Genomic DNA, 15,891 nt, shown 5'->3' on the forward strand with positions numbered 1-15,891 from the left:
AGCGCATTCCAGCACGCCAAGCAGCGCCATTCCAAACACTCGGAACGGGTGATTCCGAGTGGTGCCGGCCACAGATAAAACGGTCATAAAGAGCGAGCCCCGCCAAAAGACGGGGCTTTCATGAACGCAGGGGCATCGGGCGACCGCTATGCGTGTCGGGGCCAGCGAAATTCTCTGTCGAAACGTTATGAACACCGAGGCCGGCCGTGTCAAATGACACAGCCGGCTCCAATGCTTCTACGACAACTTCCATAGGGAGCCGTCTACTTGGCTGCTACCGCAGCCGTGCCATGAGGGCGTGCTCGACCAGCGTGATGAGAGCGCTCTTCGCATCTGCACGGTGACGGGCGTCCGTCGTGATGATCGGGGCGTCCGGGCCGATCTGAAGGGCCTCGCGCACTTCCTCCGGGTTGTACGGCTGGTGACCGTCGAAGCCGTTGAGGGCGATGACGAACGGCAGGCCGCTGTTCTCGAAGTAGTCGACCGCCGGGAAGCAGTCGGCGAGACGCCGGGTGTCCACCAGGACCACGGCGCCGATGGCGCCGCGGACCAGGTCGTCCCACATGAACCAGAAGCGGTCCTGGCCCGGCGTACCGAAGAGGTACAGGATCAGGTCCTGGTCGAGGGTGATACGGCCGAAGTCCATGGCCACCGTGGTGGTGGTCTTGTCCCCGGTGTGGGTGAGGTCGTCGATGCCCGCCGAAGCGGAGGTCATGACGGCCTCGGTCCGCAGGGGGTTGATCTCGGAGACGGCGCCCACGAACGTGGTCTTGCCGACACCGAAGCCACCCGCTACGACGATCTTCGCGGAGGTGGTCGCCCGGCCTCCGTCAGAGCTTGCGAAGTCCACTGAGCACCCTTTCGAGCAGTGTCACGTCCGGCGCGCCGCCGTTGTTCTCATCGCCGCCAGGCTGGTGAATGGCGACAAGTCCGGCCTCGGCGAGGTCCGCGACAAGGATCCTGGCCACGCCGAGCGGCATGGACAGGAGGGCCGACACCTCGGCCACCGACTTCACTTCCCGGCACAGATGGCAGATGCGCTGGTGTTCGGGGAGCAGACCCATCAGCTGGGCCGGATCGGCCGTGGTGCTGATCAGAGCCTCTATGGCCAGTTGGTACCGCGGCCTGGTCCGGCCGCCGGTCATCGCGTACGGACGTACCAGCGGCTGGTCGCCTTCATCCCCGTACGACTCGGCGTACGGATCATGAGAGGCGGGGGGCGGGGTCATGAATCCTCCGGGCGGGACAGCAAGTCGGTCAGTCGTGCCGTCTGTTGAGGCCGGTGGGGGGATTGTGGCGGCCGGACGGTGATTTCGTGCGGTGTCTGGATCCGGCGGCGGTCAGTGAAGCAGACTGCCTTGTAGTTCGGCACGCAGGTCCGGCGTGAGGACGGCGCCCGCACGGTCGACGAGCAGTGCCATCTCGTAGCCGACAAGGCCGATGTCGCACTCCGGGTGGGAGAGGACCGCGAGGGACGATCCGTCCGAAACCGACATCAGGAAGAGGAAACCGCGCTCCATCTCCACGACCGTCTGGGCCACCGAGCCGCCTTCGAAGATCCGGGAGGCCCCGGCGGTCAGCGAAGTGAGTCCGGAGGCCACGGCCGCCAGTTGGTCCGCGCGGTCGCGGGGGAAGCCTTCGGACATTGCCAGAAGGAGTCCGTCGGCGGACACGACGACGGTGTGGGACACCCCGGGGGTGTTGTCCACGAAGTTGGTGATCAACCAGTTGAGGTTCTGTGCCGCCTGGCTCATCGGGCTCAACTAACGCTCCTGCTGGTGAGTGGGGCTGGGGAAGCTGCCGGTCTGGCCGTTGGGAGCGGCCTGTCGACCTTGCTGAATGCCCCGACGGAGATTGGTCAGCCGGCCGCGTACGTCATCGGGCGCACGCGAGACCTGCGGACCGCTTTGGTGCTGTTGCTGCTGTGCCGTACCCGCGACGAGGTTGGCTCGCGGGACGCGGCGCGGCAGGCCTGAGGTGGTGACCCCGCCTGCCGACGGCTTGCGGGAACGCTCTGCCTGCTTGACGAGGTCGTCGTTGGGAGAGCTGCGCCACGTGGTGGTGGCGGCCGGTGCGGCGGCCGGCCGCTGCGGGACCGGGGGAGTCTGCGGCTGCTGGGGGGCGGCCTGTGCGTATCCCTGGGAACCGTTGTTCTGGGCGGTGCCGTTGGTGGGCGCACCGTCCGAGCCGTTCGCCTGACCGTGGAACCAGTTGGTCTCCAGCGTGTCGTACAGCGGGGTACGGCCGTCACCGGGGCTCGAGGCCGGCGGAAGCGCCTCGGGGGTCTGCGGACGAGCGGGCGCCTGTGGGGTGGCGGGCCGTTCGTACTGTCCGGTGGACGAGCCCTGCCCGTTGCCGTAGCCGGGTGCCGCGAACTGCCCGGTGGACGCGGGGTCCTGGGAAGGCGCGTAGCCCGGCTGGGCGAACTGGCCGGTGGACGACGGGGACTGGGAGGCCCCGTAGCCCTGTGCGGCGAACTGTCCCGTGGAGGCCGGGTTCTGGCCCGCGGGGGACTGGTTGCCGTAGCCGTACTGGCCGTTGTTCTGGCCGTTGTTCTGCGGCGCGCTCGCGCCGGGGCGCGGGGCGTCGAAGTCGGGACGGGCGAACTCCGAGGTGGACGCGGGGTTCTGCCGGTCGTCGATGCGCGGCATGCGCGAGGTGGAGTCGGGGTCCTCGTGGCCGCGCGGGGTGTCGGGCGCGTTGCGCGGAGCCGGCGGCTGCGCGTTGTCGTCGCTCCAGCTCGGCGTGCGCGAACCGGCGTTGCTGCCGGGCAGCTCGGCACGGGCGGAGGAGCCGCCGCGTCCGGGCAGCTGCGGCCGGCGACGGCCGCTCTTGCCGGACGGGGCCTGCGTCGGAGCGGGGGCGGCCGGAGCCGCACCGCTGTCGCCGAAGGAGTTCTGGCCCGAGCCGTTGCCGTAGGAGTTCTTCCGGCCGCCGGAGGTGTCACCGAAGGCGTTCGGGGAACCCTGTCCGCCGTCGAAGCCCGGCTGCGAGCCGTTCTGGGCCGGGAAGCCCTGCTGCGGGCTCTGTCCGAAGGCGTTGGCGCCCGCGGGAGCCTGCCCGCCGCGCTGACCGCCCTGCTGACCGCGGCCACCGCCGGAGGCACCGGGGCGAGCGCCCTGGTTGCTGCCGGGCAGTGCCGCCCGCTGGCCCTGGCCCGCGCCGACCTGTCCGCGCTGCGGAGAGGCGCCGAGGGAACCGCCGGGAGCGGAGGGGGATCCCGCGCCGAGCGAGGGGCCGCTCGAGCGACGGGCCGCGGCCACACCGGCCGAGGCCTGCGCGGCGGCGGGGCCGCCGCCGGAGGCACCCTGGCCGGGCTTGTTCGGCATGGGCTTCTTGCCGCCCTGGGCGACGTCCACGGGCAGCATGACCAGCGCGGTCGTACCACCGGAGTCGGACGGACGCAGCTGGATGCGGATGCCGTGACGCTGCGACAGACGACCGACCACGAACAGACCCATGCGTCGGGAGACGGAGACGTCCACCGTGGGCGGAGCGGCGAGCCGCTCGTTGATCGCGGCCAGGTCCTCGGGGGACAGACCGATACCGGTGTCGTGGATCTCGATCAGCACCCGGCCGTCGGGCAGGGCGTGACCGGTGACCTTGACCTTGGTCTGCGGGGAGGAGAACGAGGTGGCGTTCTCCAGCAGCTCTGCGAGCAGGTGGACGAGGTCGTTGACGACCCGGCCGGCGACCTCGGTGCCGGGCACCGAGGCGAGTTCGATGCGCTCGTACTGCTCCACCTCGGAGGCGGCGGCGCGGAGGACGTCGACCAGCGGGACCGGACGGGTCCAGCGGCGACCGGGCTCTTCACCGGCGAGAACGAGAAGGTTTTCACCGTTACGGCGCATGCGGGTCGCGAGGTGGTCGAGCTTGAACAGCGAGGAGAGCTGGTCGGGGTCGGCCTCGCGGGACTCCAGCTCGGATATGAGCGAGAGCTGGCGCTGGATGAGACCCTGCGAACGGCGCGAGAGGTTGGTGAACATCGCGTTGACGTTGCCTCGCAGAAGGGCCTGCTCGGCGGCGAGGCGGACGGCCTCGCGGTGCACGTCGTCGAAGGCCGCGGCCACCTGGCCGATCTCGTCCCGGGAGTGCACACCGACGGATTCCACCGAGGTGTCGACGTCCTGCGGGTCCGACTCCGAGAGCTGCTTGACGAGCTCGGGCAGACGGTCCGTGGCGACCCGGGTGGCGGTGTCCTGGAGGCGGCGCAGCGAGCGGATCATGGACCGGGCCACGACGAAGGCGCCGACGAGCGAGACACCGAGGACGAGCAGGATCAGTACACCGGAGATGATCGCTTCACTCTGGGACTGGTTGCGCAGCTCACGGGCCTTCTGCTCCATCTCGCTGAGCAGCGTGGTCTCGATCTTCGACATCTGGTCGATCTTGGCCGAGTCGTCGTCGAGCCAGTCGAGGTACGACCGCTTGTTCTGCGTCTTCAGACCCTCGGGGTTGCTCAGCACGCGCTTGGCGTACTGGTCGGCCGACTTGATCGTCGGGTTGTCACCCTCGATGGGCAGGAGCAGTTCCGTGCTGCCGGCACCGTAGATGTTCTTGAAGCTGCTGTTCTCGGAGTCCTGGCTCTCCTGCGCGGACAGCGCGTACTGCTGGTCGTTCTTGGAGAGGGTTCCGAAGACCGTCGGGCGCGTGGGCAGCGCGGCGGCGATGATGGCCCGCTGGACGGAGGCGTACTCCTTGGCGGAGGAGAAGGCCGCCAGCGCACGGGTGCGCTGGATCATCTCCGGGTTGCTGGTCGCCTCGGCCATGTCCTGCGAGAGCGCGAGGAGCTCGGTGACCAGTCGGTGGTACGCGTCCACCGTCTGGGTCGCGTTCTGCGGGTCGTTGTAGGCGTCGCTGCGGATCTGGTTGAGCTTGTAGAGCTCGCTGACGACACCGACGAGGCTGTCGTGGACGCCGGACAGCTGGCCCTTCGACGTGGCGTCGTCGACCTGCTGCGTGCCCTGGAGGAAGTGCTTCTTGGCCACGTCGGTGTTGTCACGCACCGCCTTGACCTTGAAGTCGGTGGCGAGGGCCCCGTGAGCCAGCGGACCGGCCGACTCGTCGCGCTCCTTCTGGAGCGCGGCGGCGAGCTCGGTGGCCTGCTTGGTCATCTCGGTCAGCAGTCGCATGTTGTCGAGCTGCTGGATGTTGTCCATCGAGTCGTTGATGCGGAGCGCACCCAGCGAGGTCGCGGCGACCACGGGGAGTGCGAGCAGCGAGACGAGTCGCGTCGAGATGCGCCAGTTGCGCAGGGCTACACGCGAGCCGTAACTCGGTGTGGTGCTCGCCTGCGTGGCGTCGGTCGTGGTGGCGGGAGCCTTGGGCTTCGCGCCGGCGCGAGCGGAGTGTTCACCGCTGCCTCCGACCTCTGCCGGTCCCGGGTTCTGGGCGTGCTGGGGCGAGGAACCGCGGTCGGTCCCGCCGCGCGGCTCCGGCTCCGCCGAAGCGCTGCCATCCCTCTTGAAACGTCCCTGCACTAGCGTCGCAACCTCTGGACCAGGCGCCCCTCCGCTGGAACGGCGGGACGGTGTCGGCGTTTGTACACAGGCGCAGATGCGCTCTGTGTATGTGGTCTGAGTGACCGGCGCAGGTTCCCCCTTCCCGCCGCCACTCGGCGCTCAGTAGCGCCCCTGCGCGCCGGATCGTGAATCCGCGGCGGTCCGAGGAATTCCAGCACAGTGCAGGATCTCCAACAAGGGCCGTGTACCAGGCTGTGACCTCCGTGACACCATGTGAGTGGCCTGTCACCAGGTGTGCAAGGGGTTCTCGTACATACCGGGCATAGGCCTACGAGCCGGGGGTGCCCCCACCCTGTCCCAGTCGCGATGATCAGGAGCGGAATGACTGGTTCAGTGGAGTAATGTCCGTTTGGGCGGCCCGAGTTGAGGGCCTCGATTGACCGGTTTGCCCCTTGGCGAGTGAGCAAACTCACACGGCGATCATGGCGTCTTCACGGCATCGCCAGGGAATTGAATGTTTAGCCTGACGCTTTACAGGGATGGCGAATCCGACAACCCGCGCCTATGTGGGGCTCTTTGCCCTCGCAGGCGCCCAGGACGACAAGGTCGAGCAAAACGGTGAAGACGACGATGATGTTCCGCAACATTGCCAACCCGCGGCGCACGACGCTGGCGCACCTCGAGGACGCCGACGCCCTGCGCACGACGGAACGGCCGGAGCACTCGGTCGAGCTTCCCCTCCAGACGGCCAACCCCCGCCGCACCGTCCTGATGGACGCCCCGGTCGCGGCCTCCGCCGCGGAGTGACCACGGCGGCCGGCCGAGGGCCGCGCCGGGCGCGCGGCCCCGCCGGCCACTGACATCCGCGTACGGGCCCGCCGTCGCCCGGCGTGCCCCGCCGCCCACCGCAGCGGCGAGCGCCCCGCCGCTCACCGCACCGGCTCATATTCGCGCAGCCCGCAGCCCTTGCCGCGTTAGCCTGGAGCGTCAGACTCCAGCCAGCTCAGTGAGGGGCGCAAGGATCCCGTGCGCATCGCCAGATTCTCCATCGACGGCAACGTCGCTTTCGGCGCGGTCGAGGGCGACAAGCCGGACGAGCTCGTCCTCGACATCATCAAGGGCATTCCGTTCGCGGACTTCGAGCTCTCCGGTACGAAGGTCCCGCTGAACAAGGTCCGGCTGCTGCCGCCGGTGCTCCCGAACAAGGTCGTGGCCTTCGGCCGCAACTACGCCGAGCACGCCAAGGAGCTCGGCAACGAGGTGCCCGAGGCCCCGTTCGCCTTCTTCAAGCCCTCGACCTCGGTGACCGGGCCCGGCGACCCGATCCAGTACCCCTCCTTCTCCAGCGAGCTCCACCACGAGGCGGAGCTCGCCGTCGTCATCGGCCGTATGTGCCGCGAGGTCCCGCGCGAGCGCGTGAAGGACGTCATCCTCGGCTACACCTGCGCCAACGACGTCACCGCCCGCGATGTGCAGCGGCGCGAGAAGCAGTGGGCCCGCGCCAAGGGCTTCGACAGCTCCTGCCCGCTCGGCCCCTGGATCGAGACCGACCTCGACCCCGCCGACCTGACCATCCAGTGCACGGTCAACGGGCAGCAGCGCCAGCTCGGCCGCACCAGCGAGATGATCCACTCCGTCGAGGACCTGATCGTCAACATCACCGAGGCCATGACACTGCTCCCCGGCGATGTGATCCTCACCGGCACCCCGGCCGGGGTCGGCCCCCTGAACGTCGGCGACGAGGTCGCCGTCACCATCGAAGGCATCGGCACTCTCACCAACAAGGTGATCAAGCGTGGCTAACGTCCGTGTACGTTTCTGTCCCTCCCCGACCGGCAACCCCCATGTCGGGCTGGTCCGCACCGCCCTGTTCAACTGGGCGTTCGCCCGGCACAACGAAGGCACCCTGGTCTTCCGCATCGAGGACACCGACGCGGCCCGCGACTCCGAGGAGTCGTACGACCAGCTGCTCGACTCGATGCGCTGGCTGGGCTTCGACTGGGACGAGGGCCCCGAGATCGGCGGCCCGCACGCGCCGTACCGCCAGTCGCAGCGCATGGACCTGTACGCGGACGTGGCCGCCAAGCTCCTGGACGCGGGCCACGCGTACCCCTGCTACTGCTCGACCGAGGAGCTGGACACCCGCCGCGACGCGGCCCGCGCCGCCGGCAAGCCCTCCGGCTACGACGGCCACTGCCGCGACCTGAGTGCCGAGCAGAAGGCCGCCTACGAGGCCGAGGGCCGCAAGCCCATCGTCCGCTTCCGGATGCCCGACGAGCCGATCACCTTCGACGACCTGGTCCGCGGCGAGATCACCTACCTCCCGGAGAACGTCCCGGACTACGGCATCGTCCGCGCCAACGGCGCGCCGCTGTACACGCTCGTCAACCCCGTCGACGACGCCCTGATGGAGATCACCCACGTCCTGCGCGGCGAGGACCTGCTCTCCTCCACCCCCCGGCAGATCGCCCTCTACAAGGCGCTGACCGAGCTGGGCATCGCCAAGGAGACCCCGGCCTTCGGCCACCTCCCGTACGTGATGGGCGAGGGCAACAAGAAGCTCTCCAAGCGCGACCCGGAGTCCTCGCTCAACCTCTACCGCGAGCGCGGCTTCCTCCCCGAGGGCCTGCTGAACTACCTCTCCCTGCTCGGCTGGTCCCTCGCCGCCGACCGCGACATCTTCTCGATCGACGAGATGGTCGCCGCGTTCGACGTCACGGATGTGAACCCGAACCCGGCCCGCTTCGACCTGAAGAAGTGCGAGGCGATCAACGCCGACCACATCCGCATGCTCGATGTGAAGGACTTCACGGAGCGCTGCGCCCCCTGGCTGCGCGCCCCCTTCGCGCCCTGGGCGCCGGAGGACTTCGACGAGGCGAAGTGGCAGGCGATCGCCCCGCACGCCCAGTCGCGGATGAAGGTCCTCTCCGAGATCACGGACAACGTCGACTTCCTGTTCCTGCCGGAGCCGGCCGTCGACGAGGCGTCCTGGGCGAAGGCCATGAAGGAGGGCAGCGACGCCCTGCTCCGCACGGCCCGCGCGAAGCTGGAGGCGGCCGACTGGACCTCTCCGGAGTCCCTCAAGGAGGCCGTCCTGGCCGCCGGCGAGGAGCACGGCCTCAAGCTCGGCAAGGCCCAGGCCCCGGTCCGTGTCGCCGTCACCGGCCGCACGGTCGGCCTGCCGCTCTTCGAGTCCCTGGAGATCCTGGGCAAGGAGAGGACGCTGGCCCGCGTCGACGCCGCGCTGGAGCGGCTCGCCGCGTAGCCGTCGTACGTACGTGAGCGGGGGCGGTGTCCGGTTCGGGCACCGCCCCCGGCGCGTACCCGGGCCCGCCTGCGGGAGCGAGCCCGCCGCGTCCGTCAACTCCTTTTCCCGGCACGGCGGTCGCGCCCCCCGAGGGACAGCCGCCCGGGTGCGGCGATACCGTCGGGGCATGGGCATCGACGCCGTGGTGTGGGACATCGACGACACGCTCTTCGACTACACGAGCGCGGACCGGGCCGGGATGCGGGGCCATCTCGCGGCCGAGGGCCTGCTCGACGACGGCACGACCGTGGAGTCGGCCCTCACGCGCTGGCGGGAGGTCACCGACGCCCAGTGGGCCCGCTACGCGGCCGGTGAGACCGACTGGCAGGGCCAGCGGCGCGACCGCGTCAGGGTGTTCCTGGGGGAGCCGCTGAGCGACGCCGAGGCCGACGCGTGGTTCGGCCGGTACGTCACGCACTACGAGGGCGCCTGGACCCTGTTCCCGGACGTCCTGCCGGCCCTGGACGCGCTCGTCGCCAGCCACCGGCACGCGGTGCTCTCCAACTCCAGCATCCACGTGCAGGACCGCAAGCTGCGCGCCCTCGGCGTGCACGACCGCTTCGAGGCCATCCTGTGCGCGGCCGAGCTGGGCGTCTCCAAACCCGCCGCGGCCGCCTTCCACGCGGCCTGCGAGGCCCTCGGGCTGCCGCCGCACCGTGTCGCCTACGTCGGGGACCATCCGGAGATCGACGGACGGGGCGCCGCCGACGCCGGTCTGCTCTCGGTCTGGATCGACCGCGGCGGCGACCGGGCCCCCGGCGCTCCAGGACGGGCCGGTCCGCATCGCATCGGATCACTCGCCGAGTTGCCCGCGATCGTCGGCGCGGATACCCGTTTTGGAGCGGGGTCCACCTTCGGGTAATGTTCTTTCTGCGCCGCCGGGAGCGGGCCGAAAGGCCGGAGCCCGGAGACGTCAGCCGAAACAAGATCTTCGTACGGGATTGCGTTTCTGTGGCCTATGGTGTAATTGGCAACACTACGGTTTCTGGTACCGTCATTCTAGGTTCGAGTCCTGGTAGGCCAGCTCGCAGAGCTCATCTGCACCGCGGAGATCCAGATCCGCAAAGCCCCCGTTGTGTAGCGGCCTAGCACGCTGCCCTCTCACGGCAGTAGCGCCGGTTCGAATCCGGTCGGGGGTACAGATCCTTCTCAGGAAGGCAGTCCGGGTCGCACCCGCTGCCCTCCATGCAGGATCGCTAGGGCCCCCGTTGTGTAGCGGCCTAGCACGCTGCCCTCTCACGGCAGTAGCGCCGGTTCGAATCCGGTCGGGGGTACTGACCACATTGGTCTAAACCACCATGGGCTATGGTGTAATTGGCAACACTACGGTTTCTGGTACCGTCATTCTAGGTTCGAGTCCTGGTAGCCCAGCCCCGAACTCTGCGGAAACGCAGGATTCAGGCCCCCGTTGTGTAGCGGCCTAGCACGCTGCCCTCTCACGGCAGTAGCGCCGGTTCGAATCCGGTCGGGGGTACACGGTCCGCAAGGGTCTCCACTTCGGTGGGGGCCCTTTCGGCGTTCCGGATCTCCGTGCGTCTCCGGTTCCCTGGGTCCCGGACCCGGAGCAACTCGCCGAGCGGGTCCGTGAGTTGGATCACCCGGAAACGGGGAGCGGGGTGCACCGGGAATCGGCGCACCCCGCGTACGGGACGTGGTGCTTCGGGAAGGGCCTGCCGCGGCGTTGAGGCCGGCCCTCCCGTCGCTCGGGAGCGGTGCGGAGTTCAGCCCGTGCGGCGCAGGGCCTCGGACAGCCGGCCGGCGGCGTCGATGACGGCCTGGGCGTGCATACGGCCCGGGTGCCGGGTCAGGCGCTCGATCGGCCCGGAGACCGAGACGGCGGCCACGACACGGTTCGAGGGCCCGCGGACCGGCGCGGAGACGGACGCCACGCCCGGCTCGCGCTCGCCGATCGACTGGGCCCAGCCCCGGCGCCGTACACCCGACAGCGCGGTGGCGGTGAAACGGGCGCCCTGGAGACCGCGGTGCAGCCGCTCCGGCTCCTCCCAGGCCATCAGGATCTGGGCGGAGGAACCGGCCTTCATCGTGAGGGTGGAGCCCACCGGGACCGTGTCCCGCAGACCGGACAGCCGCTCGGCCGCGGCGACGCAGATGCGCATGTCGCCCTGGCGGCGGTAGAGCTGCGCGCTCTCGCCCGTGATGTCCCGCAGGTGCGTGAGCACCGGGCCCGCCGTCGCGAGGAGGCGGTCCTCGCCGGCGGCCGCGGCCAGCTCGGCGAGCCGGGGGCCGAGGATGAAGCGGCCCTGCATGTCGCGCGCCACCATGCGGTGGTGTTCAAGTGCCACGGCGAGGCGATGTGCCGTGGGTCGTGCCAGTCCGGTCGCCGCGACCAAGCCCGCGAGGGTGGCCGGACCGGACTCCAGAGCGCTCAGGACAAGGGCTGCCTTGTCCAGAACGCCGACGCCGCTACTGTTGTCCATGAAACGATACTCGCGTCTCACTCTGTGAAACGCAAGTTCAATTTCCGGTGGAACGCGCCACCCTTGTAGACACAGCGGCCCGCGGACCAACGGGTCCGGCGGACGACGTCCGGCACGAGGGGTGCGGACGTCCACCGCCCCGATATCTCTAGTTGGGCCGGCGCCACACAAGCCGGCCGGAGGGAAAGCGATGGGTAGGACACTCGCGGAGAAGGTCTGGGACGACCACGTCGTCCGGCGCGCCGAGGGCGAGCCCGACCTCCTCTTCATCGATCTGCACCTGCTGCACGAGGTGACCAGCCCGCAGGCCTTCGACGGTCTGCGTCAGGCCGGGCGCCAGGTGCGCCGCCTCGACCTCACCATCGCCACCGAGGATCACAACACCCCGACCCTCGACATCGACAAGCCCATCGCCGACCCGGTCTCCCGGGTCCAGCTGGAGACGCTGCGCAAGAACGCCGCCGAGTTCGGCGTGCGGCTGCACTCGCTGGGCGACGTCGAGCAGGGCGTGGTGCACGTGGTGGGACCGCAGCTGGGTCTGACCCAGCCCGGCACCACCGTGGTCTGCGGTGACTCGCACACCTCCACGCACGGCGCCTTCGGGGCCCTGGCGTTCGGCATCGGCACCTCGCAGGTGGAGCACGTGCTGGCCACCCAGACGCTGCCGCTGGCCCGTCCCAAGACCATGGCCATCACCATCGACGGGGAGCTGCCCGAGGGGGTCAGCGCCAAGGACCTGATCCTGGCGATCATCGCCAAGATCGGTACGGGCGGCGGCCAGGGCTACATCCTGGAATACCGCGGCTCGGCCATCGAGAAGCTCTCGATGGAGGCCCGGATGACGATCTGCAACATGTCGATCGAGGCCGGCGCCCGCGCGGGCATGATCGCCCCCGACGAGACCACCTTCGCGTACCTCAAGGGCCGCGCCCACGCCCCCGAGGGCGAGGAGTGGGACGCCGCCGTCTCGTACTGGAAGACGCTGAAGTCCGACGACGACGCCGAATTCGACGCCGAGGTCGTCATCGACGCCGCCTCCCTGTCGCCGTTCGTCACCTGGGGCACCAACCCCGGCCAGGGAGCGCCGCTTTCGGCGAACGTCCCCGACCCGGCTTCGTACGAAGACGCTTCGGAGCGACTGGCAGCCGAAAAGGCCCTGGAATACATGGGGTTGACCGCCGGACAGCCGCTGCGCGAGATCAAGGTCGACACCGTCTTCGTAGGTTCGTGCACCAACGGCCGTATCGAGGACCTGCGCGCTGCCGCCGCGATCGTCGAGGGCCGCAAAGTCGCCGACGGCGTACGGATGCTGGTCGTCCCCGGCTCCGCGCGGGTCGGTCTCCAGGCCGTCTCCGAGGGCCTGGACGTCGTCTTCAAGGAGGCCGGCGCCGAATGGCGGCACGCGGGCTGCTCGATGTGTCTGGGCATGAACCCCGACCAGCTGGCTCCCGGTGAGCGCTCCGCGTCCACCTCCAACCGCAACTTCGAGGGCAGGCAGGGCAAGGGCGGCCGTACGCACCTGGTCTCGCCGCAGGTCGCCGCCGCCTCGGCGGTCCTCGGCCACCTGGCCTCCCCGGCCGATCTGTCCGACGCCCCCGTGCCCGCTGGAGTCTGAGAGTCATGGAAGCATTCACCACGCACACCGGCCGGGCCGTCCCGCTGCGCCGCAGCAACGTCGACACCGACCAGATCATCCCCGCCCACTGGCTCAAGAAGGTGACCAGGGACGGCTTCGAGGACGGTCTCTTCGAGGCCTGGCGCAAGGACTCCTCCTTCGTCCTCAACCAGCCGGAGCGCGAGGGCGCCTCGGTTCTGGTCGCGGGTCCCGACTTCGGTACGGGCTCCTCCCGCGAGCACGCCGTCTGGGCGCTCCAGAACTACGGCTTCAAGACCGTGATCTCGTCCCGGTTCGCCGACATCTTCCGCGGCAACTCGCTCAAGAACGGCCTGCTCACGGTGGTTCTTGACCAGAAGATCGTGGAGGCGCTCCAGGAGCTGTCGGAGAAGGACCCGCAGGCCGAGATCACGGTCGACCTCCAGACGCGTGAGGTACGGGCCGAGGGCGTCACCGCCGCCTTCGAGCTCGACGAGAACGCCCGCTGGCGGCTGCTGAACGGGCTGGACGACATCTCCATCACCCTCCAGAACGAGGGCGACATCGCGGCGTACGAGGCCAAGCGGCCCTCGCACAAGCCGAGGACGCTCCCGGTCTGACCCGGGGGCCGCACGGCGGCCGGGTCGCGACTGATTTCAGCCACGCAACACCCCTCTGTACCCCCAATCGTGGACGGTTGGGGGTACAGCTGTTTCCGCTTCCGAACGACTCCCGCACACCCCTACAAGGGGGGTCAACTCCCGTAGTTACAAAGGGGATTGCCTGGGTAGTCGACCCCATGGGCGACTTCCGGCCAAGGGGGTCAGGAGGCCTCCGGGGGGCGGCAGTTACCCCCTGCGCAGGCGACAACTCGCCCCAGATGGCACAATCTGTGCATGGAACGTGACGGCCAACTCGAGCTCTACACGGCAGTCGCGGCCCAACTCAAGGAAGCGCACACAACAGTGCGCGCACTGCAAGTCCCGGAGGGCGTACGGATGGCGCTGACCCGGAAGCTGCTGGTCATTACGGCCGCGGCCAAACACGATCTCGCCGACGCGGCAAGGCGGCTGGACCGGTTCACCAGCGACCTCGACGAGGGCCGATTCCTCGAAGGGGATCACTGACGAACTGCGCCGCGGCCCGAGTTCGTTGCGGCACAAGGGTGATTAGCCCGTTTCGTGTTTGATTTGCGGTATATATCTGCCTAACGTGCGAAAAGGCTTGAACGCATTCGTTCGGGCAATGTCTCCGAAGGGGAAGACGTGAACAAGGCGCAGCTCGTAGAAGCGATTGCCGACAAGGTCGGCGGGCGTCAGCAGGCCGCCGACGCGGTCGACGCGGTACTGGACGCCATCGTCCGTGCGGTTGTCGGCGGAGACCGGGTCTCGGTCACCGGCTTCGGTTCCTTCGAGAAGGTCGACCGCCCGGCCCGCTACGCCCGCAACCCTCAGACGGGTGAGCGTGTTCGGGTCAAGAAGACCTCCGTGCCGCGCTTCCGTGCCGGCCAGGGGTTCAAGGACCTCGTGAGCGGCTCGAAGAAGCTCCCGAAGAACGACGTCGCGGTCAAGAAGGCCCCGAAGGGCAGCCTGTCCGGCGGCGCTTCCGCGACGGTGAAGAAGGCCGCGGCCAAGAAGGCCACCACCGCCAAGAAGGCGGCGGTCAGGAAGACCGCGGCGAAGAAGACCGTCGCGAAGAAGACCACCGCCGCCGTGAAGAAGACCGCGGCGAAGAAGACGACGGCGAAGACGGCCGCCGCCAAGAAGACCACGGCGAAGACGACCGCGGCCAAGAAGACCGCCGCCAAGAAGGCCCCGGCGAAGAAGGCCACGGCCAAGAAGGCCCCCGCCAAGAAGTCGGCGGCCCGCAAGACCACCGCGAAGAAGGCCACCGCCCGCTAGACCACCCCGAAGAACGCCACCCCCAAGAAGGCCGCCGCCCGCAGGAAACCGGGCGCAGGGGCACCTCACGCGCCGGGCCGGGCTCCCACCGGGAGCCCGGCCCGCGGCATGTCCGGAACGCCGGGAGCGAGTTCGGAGCGTCCGGAGCGAGTCCAGGACGTCCGGAGCGCGATCAGAACGTCTGGAGCGTGATCAGGGTGATCCGCAGCCGCGCGCCCTCGCCCTCGGTCTCGATCCGCACGCGCTGGCCCGGCCGCAGCAGCCGCAGCCCGCCGGCGTCGAACGCCGGACCGTCGAAGGGCACCGGGGTGCCGTCGTCGAGCAGCACCTGTCCGCTGCGGGTCTCGGGGTCGTACGTGTACGAGGTCGCCTGCATGAGGGCAGCCTACTGATCCCGCCGCACACGGCACCGCGCACGGACCGGCCACCCGCGTTCCCGCGTCCGGTTCACTGCCCGGGAATCAGCAGCCGCGCCGCGGCGGCCGCCGTGCGCGGCCCCACGCCGAGCGTCAGCGCCGCCCGCAGATCCTCCCGGGTGTCCACGTCCCGTCGTACGGAGTCCACCGCGTCGAGCCGGAGTTCCGCGGCCCCCGAGGCGCGATGGCGGGCCCGGGAATCACCACCGAAAGCGGGGAGCAATTCCCGGCCCGTGGAGGCGGCCAGGAGAGTGGTCCCGATTCCGGCGGCATCGGCCAGAAAAGCGCGGGGGAATTCACCCGCGGCGGCCAGAACCCGGGCCAATTCCGAGGGCCGCAGAGCGGGCAGATCCGCGTTCAGGGCCGCGACGGCGCTTTCCGGATCGAGGGCCCGTACGGTCCCCGCCCCGTGCGCCAGCGCCGCGTTGAGACCCCCGCCCGGCTCGTCCGCGACGATGCGCGCGCCCAGCGCGGCCAGCTCCCGCCCGGCCAGGGCGTCGCCCGTGACGACCACCACATCCCGGACGGCGGCGCAGGCCAGCGCCGCCGCCACCGTGTCCTGCGCGAACGCGAGGGCGAGACCGGGCCGCACCACGTCGGAGGCGGTGTCCGCCAGCCTGCTCTTGGCCCGCGCCAGCGCCTTGAGGGGTACGACCAAGGTCCACCGCACGAGCACTCCACCCTCTCCGGTCACGCCTTATTGTGACCTGGCCACCCTGGCGGTCCGGGTGTCGGGGCGTACGGTGTTCTCGACAGACAGGCGGCCTGGAGCG

15 protein-coding genes and 5 tRNA genes are annotated in these 15,891 nt (G+C 69.6%); 13 read left to right on the top strand and 7 right to left on the bottom strand.

The features are described 5' to 3' along the window. Positions 1 to 274 precede the first annotated feature (274 nt). The 4 genes from WJM95_RS23565 to WJM95_RS23580 form a co-directional block, all read right to left on the bottom strand. Positions 275 to 850 carry an ATP/GTP-binding protein gene (locus WJM95_RS23565; protein ID WP_028802395.1) on the bottom strand — a complete coding sequence of 192 codons (576 nt, stop codon included), beginning with the start codon at positions 848 to 850 and terminating at the stop codon, positions 275 to 277. After that, positions 831 to 1,229, bottom strand: coding sequence for a DUF742 domain-containing protein (locus WJM95_RS23570; RefSeq protein WP_037624993.1), 399 nt, complete (start codon positions 1,227 to 1,229; stop codon positions 831 to 833). Before WJM95_RS23570 ends, WJM95_RS23565 begins: the two co-directional genes overlap by 20 nt. A gap of 111 nt (positions 1,230 to 1,340) precedes the next feature. Next, positions 1,341 to 1,754 (bottom strand): roadblock/LC7 domain-containing protein, encoded by a 414-nt coding sequence (locus WJM95_RS23575; RefSeq protein ID WP_037624995.1) that lies wholly within the window; start codon positions 1,752 to 1,754, stop codon positions 1,341 to 1,343. Positions 1,755 to 1,763: 9 nt separating this feature from the next. Then, entirely contained in the window at positions 1,764 to 5,480 is a 3,717-nt protein-coding gene (locus WJM95_RS23580) for a nitrate- and nitrite sensing domain-containing protein (RefSeq protein WP_339131798.1), read from the bottom strand. Between the two features lie 600 nt (positions 5,481 to 6,080). Between WJM95_RS23580 and WJM95_RS23585 the strand changes: the two genes are divergently transcribed. From WJM95_RS23585 to WJM95_RS23625, 9 genes are all read left to right on the top strand, one after another. Continuing rightward, a complete protein-coding gene (locus WJM95_RS23585) occupies positions 6,081 to 6,269 on the top strand; it encodes a hypothetical protein (protein WP_339131799.1) in 189 nt (62 codons plus the stop codon). 219 nt (positions 6,270 to 6,488) lie between these two features. Beyond that, a complete protein-coding gene (locus WJM95_RS23590; protein ID WP_339131800.1) occupies positions 6,489 to 7,265 on the top strand; it encodes a fumarylacetoacetate hydrolase family protein in 777 nt (258 codons plus the stop codon). Further along, positions 7,258 to 8,727, top strand: coding sequence for a glutamate--tRNA ligase (gltX, locus tag WJM95_RS23595; protein WP_339131801.1), 1,470 nt, complete (start codon positions 7,258 to 7,260; stop codon positions 8,725 to 8,727). The genes WJM95_RS23590 and gltX overlap by 8 nt, the downstream gene beginning before the upstream one ends. Positions 8,728 to 8,896: 169 nt before the next feature. Further along, positions 8,897 to 9,631, top strand: coding sequence for an HAD family hydrolase (locus tag WJM95_RS23600; protein WP_339131802.1), 735 nt, complete (start codon positions 8,897 to 8,899; stop codon positions 9,629 to 9,631). 90 nt (positions 9,632 to 9,721) lie between these two features. Beyond that, a tRNA-Gln gene (locus WJM95_RS23605) sits at positions 9,722 to 9,793 on the top strand. Positions 9,794 to 9,835: 42 nt separating this feature from the next. Next, positions 9,836 to 9,908: transfer RNA gene (locus WJM95_RS23610), tRNA-Glu, on the top strand. A gap of 62 nt (positions 9,909 to 9,970) precedes the next feature. Continuing rightward, positions 9,971 to 10,043, top strand: a tRNA-Glu gene (locus tag WJM95_RS23615). Positions 10,044 to 10,068: 25 nt separating this feature from the next. Continuing rightward, positions 10,069 to 10,140, top strand: a tRNA-Gln gene (locus WJM95_RS23620). 30 nt (positions 10,141 to 10,170) lie between these two features. Continuing rightward, a tRNA-Glu gene (locus WJM95_RS23625) sits at positions 10,171 to 10,243 on the top strand. A 247-nt stretch (positions 10,244 to 10,490) separates the two neighbouring features. Here WJM95_RS23625 and ndgR read toward each other — a convergent pair. Further along, entirely contained in the window at positions 10,491 to 11,207 is a 717-nt protein-coding gene (gene ndgR / locus WJM95_RS23630) for an IclR family transcriptional regulator NdgR (RefSeq protein WP_028806673.1), read from the bottom strand. A 190-nt stretch (positions 11,208 to 11,397) separates the two neighbouring features. Between ndgR and leuC the strand changes: the two genes are divergently transcribed. The 4 genes from leuC (at position 11,398) to WJM95_RS23650 (ending at position 14,702) form a co-directional block, all read left to right on the top strand. Then, positions 11,398 to 12,822 carry a 3-isopropylmalate dehydratase large subunit gene (gene leuC, locus WJM95_RS23635; protein WP_339131803.1) on the top strand — a complete coding sequence of 475 codons (1,425 nt, stop codon included), beginning with the start codon at positions 11,398 to 11,400 and terminating at the stop codon, positions 12,820 to 12,822. Positions 12,823 to 12,827: 5 nt separating this feature from the next. Continuing rightward, the gene (gene leuD, locus WJM95_RS23640) at positions 12,828 to 13,421 is read left to right on the top strand and encodes a 3-isopropylmalate dehydratase small subunit (protein ID WP_339131804.1); all 594 of its coding nucleotides are present in this window, start codon (positions 12,828 to 12,830) and stop codon (positions 13,419 to 13,421) included. Between the two features lie 276 nt (positions 13,422 to 13,697). Next, positions 13,698 to 13,928: a hypothetical protein gene (locus WJM95_RS23645; RefSeq protein WP_339131805.1), complete on the top strand. Its 231-nt coding sequence runs from the start codon at positions 13,698 to 13,700 to the stop codon at positions 13,926 to 13,928. A 138-nt stretch (positions 13,929 to 14,066) separates the two neighbouring features. Beyond that, positions 14,067 to 14,702 (top strand): HU family DNA-binding protein, encoded by a 636-nt coding sequence (locus tag WJM95_RS23650; protein ID WP_339131806.1) that lies wholly within the window; start codon positions 14,067 to 14,069, stop codon positions 14,700 to 14,702. 172 nt (positions 14,703 to 14,874) lie between these two features. On the opposite strand, the gene WJM95_RS23655 is transcribed toward WJM95_RS23650, so the two are convergent. After that, positions 14,875 to 15,078, bottom strand: coding sequence for a hypothetical protein (locus WJM95_RS23655; RefSeq protein ID WP_339131807.1), 204 nt, complete (start codon positions 15,076 to 15,078; stop codon positions 14,875 to 14,877). Positions 15,079 to 15,149: 71 nt separating this feature from the next. Further along, positions 15,150 to 15,788: a 2-phospho-L-lactate guanylyltransferase gene (cofC, locus tag WJM95_RS23660; protein ID WP_339131808.1), complete on the bottom strand. Its 639-nt coding sequence runs from the start codon at positions 15,786 to 15,788 to the stop codon at positions 15,150 to 15,152. Positions 15,789 to 15,891: the final 103 nt, after the last annotated feature.

Origin of the sequence: Streptomyces sp. f51, from assembly GCF_037940415.1 — a bacterium.
Lineage (GTDB): Bacteria > Actinomycetota > Actinomycetes > Streptomycetales > Streptomycetaceae > Streptomyces.

Coding starts and splice junctions, on each gene's coding strand:
- WJM95_RS23570 (WP_037624993.1), bottom strand. CDS start 1,229: ATGACCCCGCCCCCCGCCTCTCATGATCCGTACGCCGAGTCGTACGGG.
- WJM95_RS23575 (WP_037624995.1), bottom strand. CDS start 1,754: ATGAGCCAGGCGGCACAGAACCTCAACTGGTTGATCACCAACTTCGTG.
- WJM95_RS23600 (WP_339131802.1), top strand. CDS start 8,897: ATGGGCATCGACGCCGTGGTGTGGGACATCGACGACACGCTCTTCGAC.
- ndgR (WP_028806673.1), bottom strand. CDS start 11,207: ATGGACAACAGTAGCGGCGTCGGCGTTCTGGACAAGGCAGCCCTTGTC.
- leuC (WP_339131803.1), top strand. CDS start 11,398: ATGGGTAGGACACTCGCGGAGAAGGTCTGGGACGACCACGTCGTCCGG.
- leuD (WP_339131804.1), top strand. CDS start 12,828: ATGGAAGCATTCACCACGCACACCGGCCGGGCCGTCCCGCTGCGCCGC.
- WJM95_RS23645 (WP_339131805.1), top strand. CDS start 13,698: ATGGAACGTGACGGCCAACTCGAGCTCTACACGGCAGTCGCGGCCCAA.
- WJM95_RS23655 (WP_339131807.1), bottom strand. CDS start 15,078: ATGCAGGCGACCTCGTACACGTACGACCCCGAGACCCGCAGCGGACAG.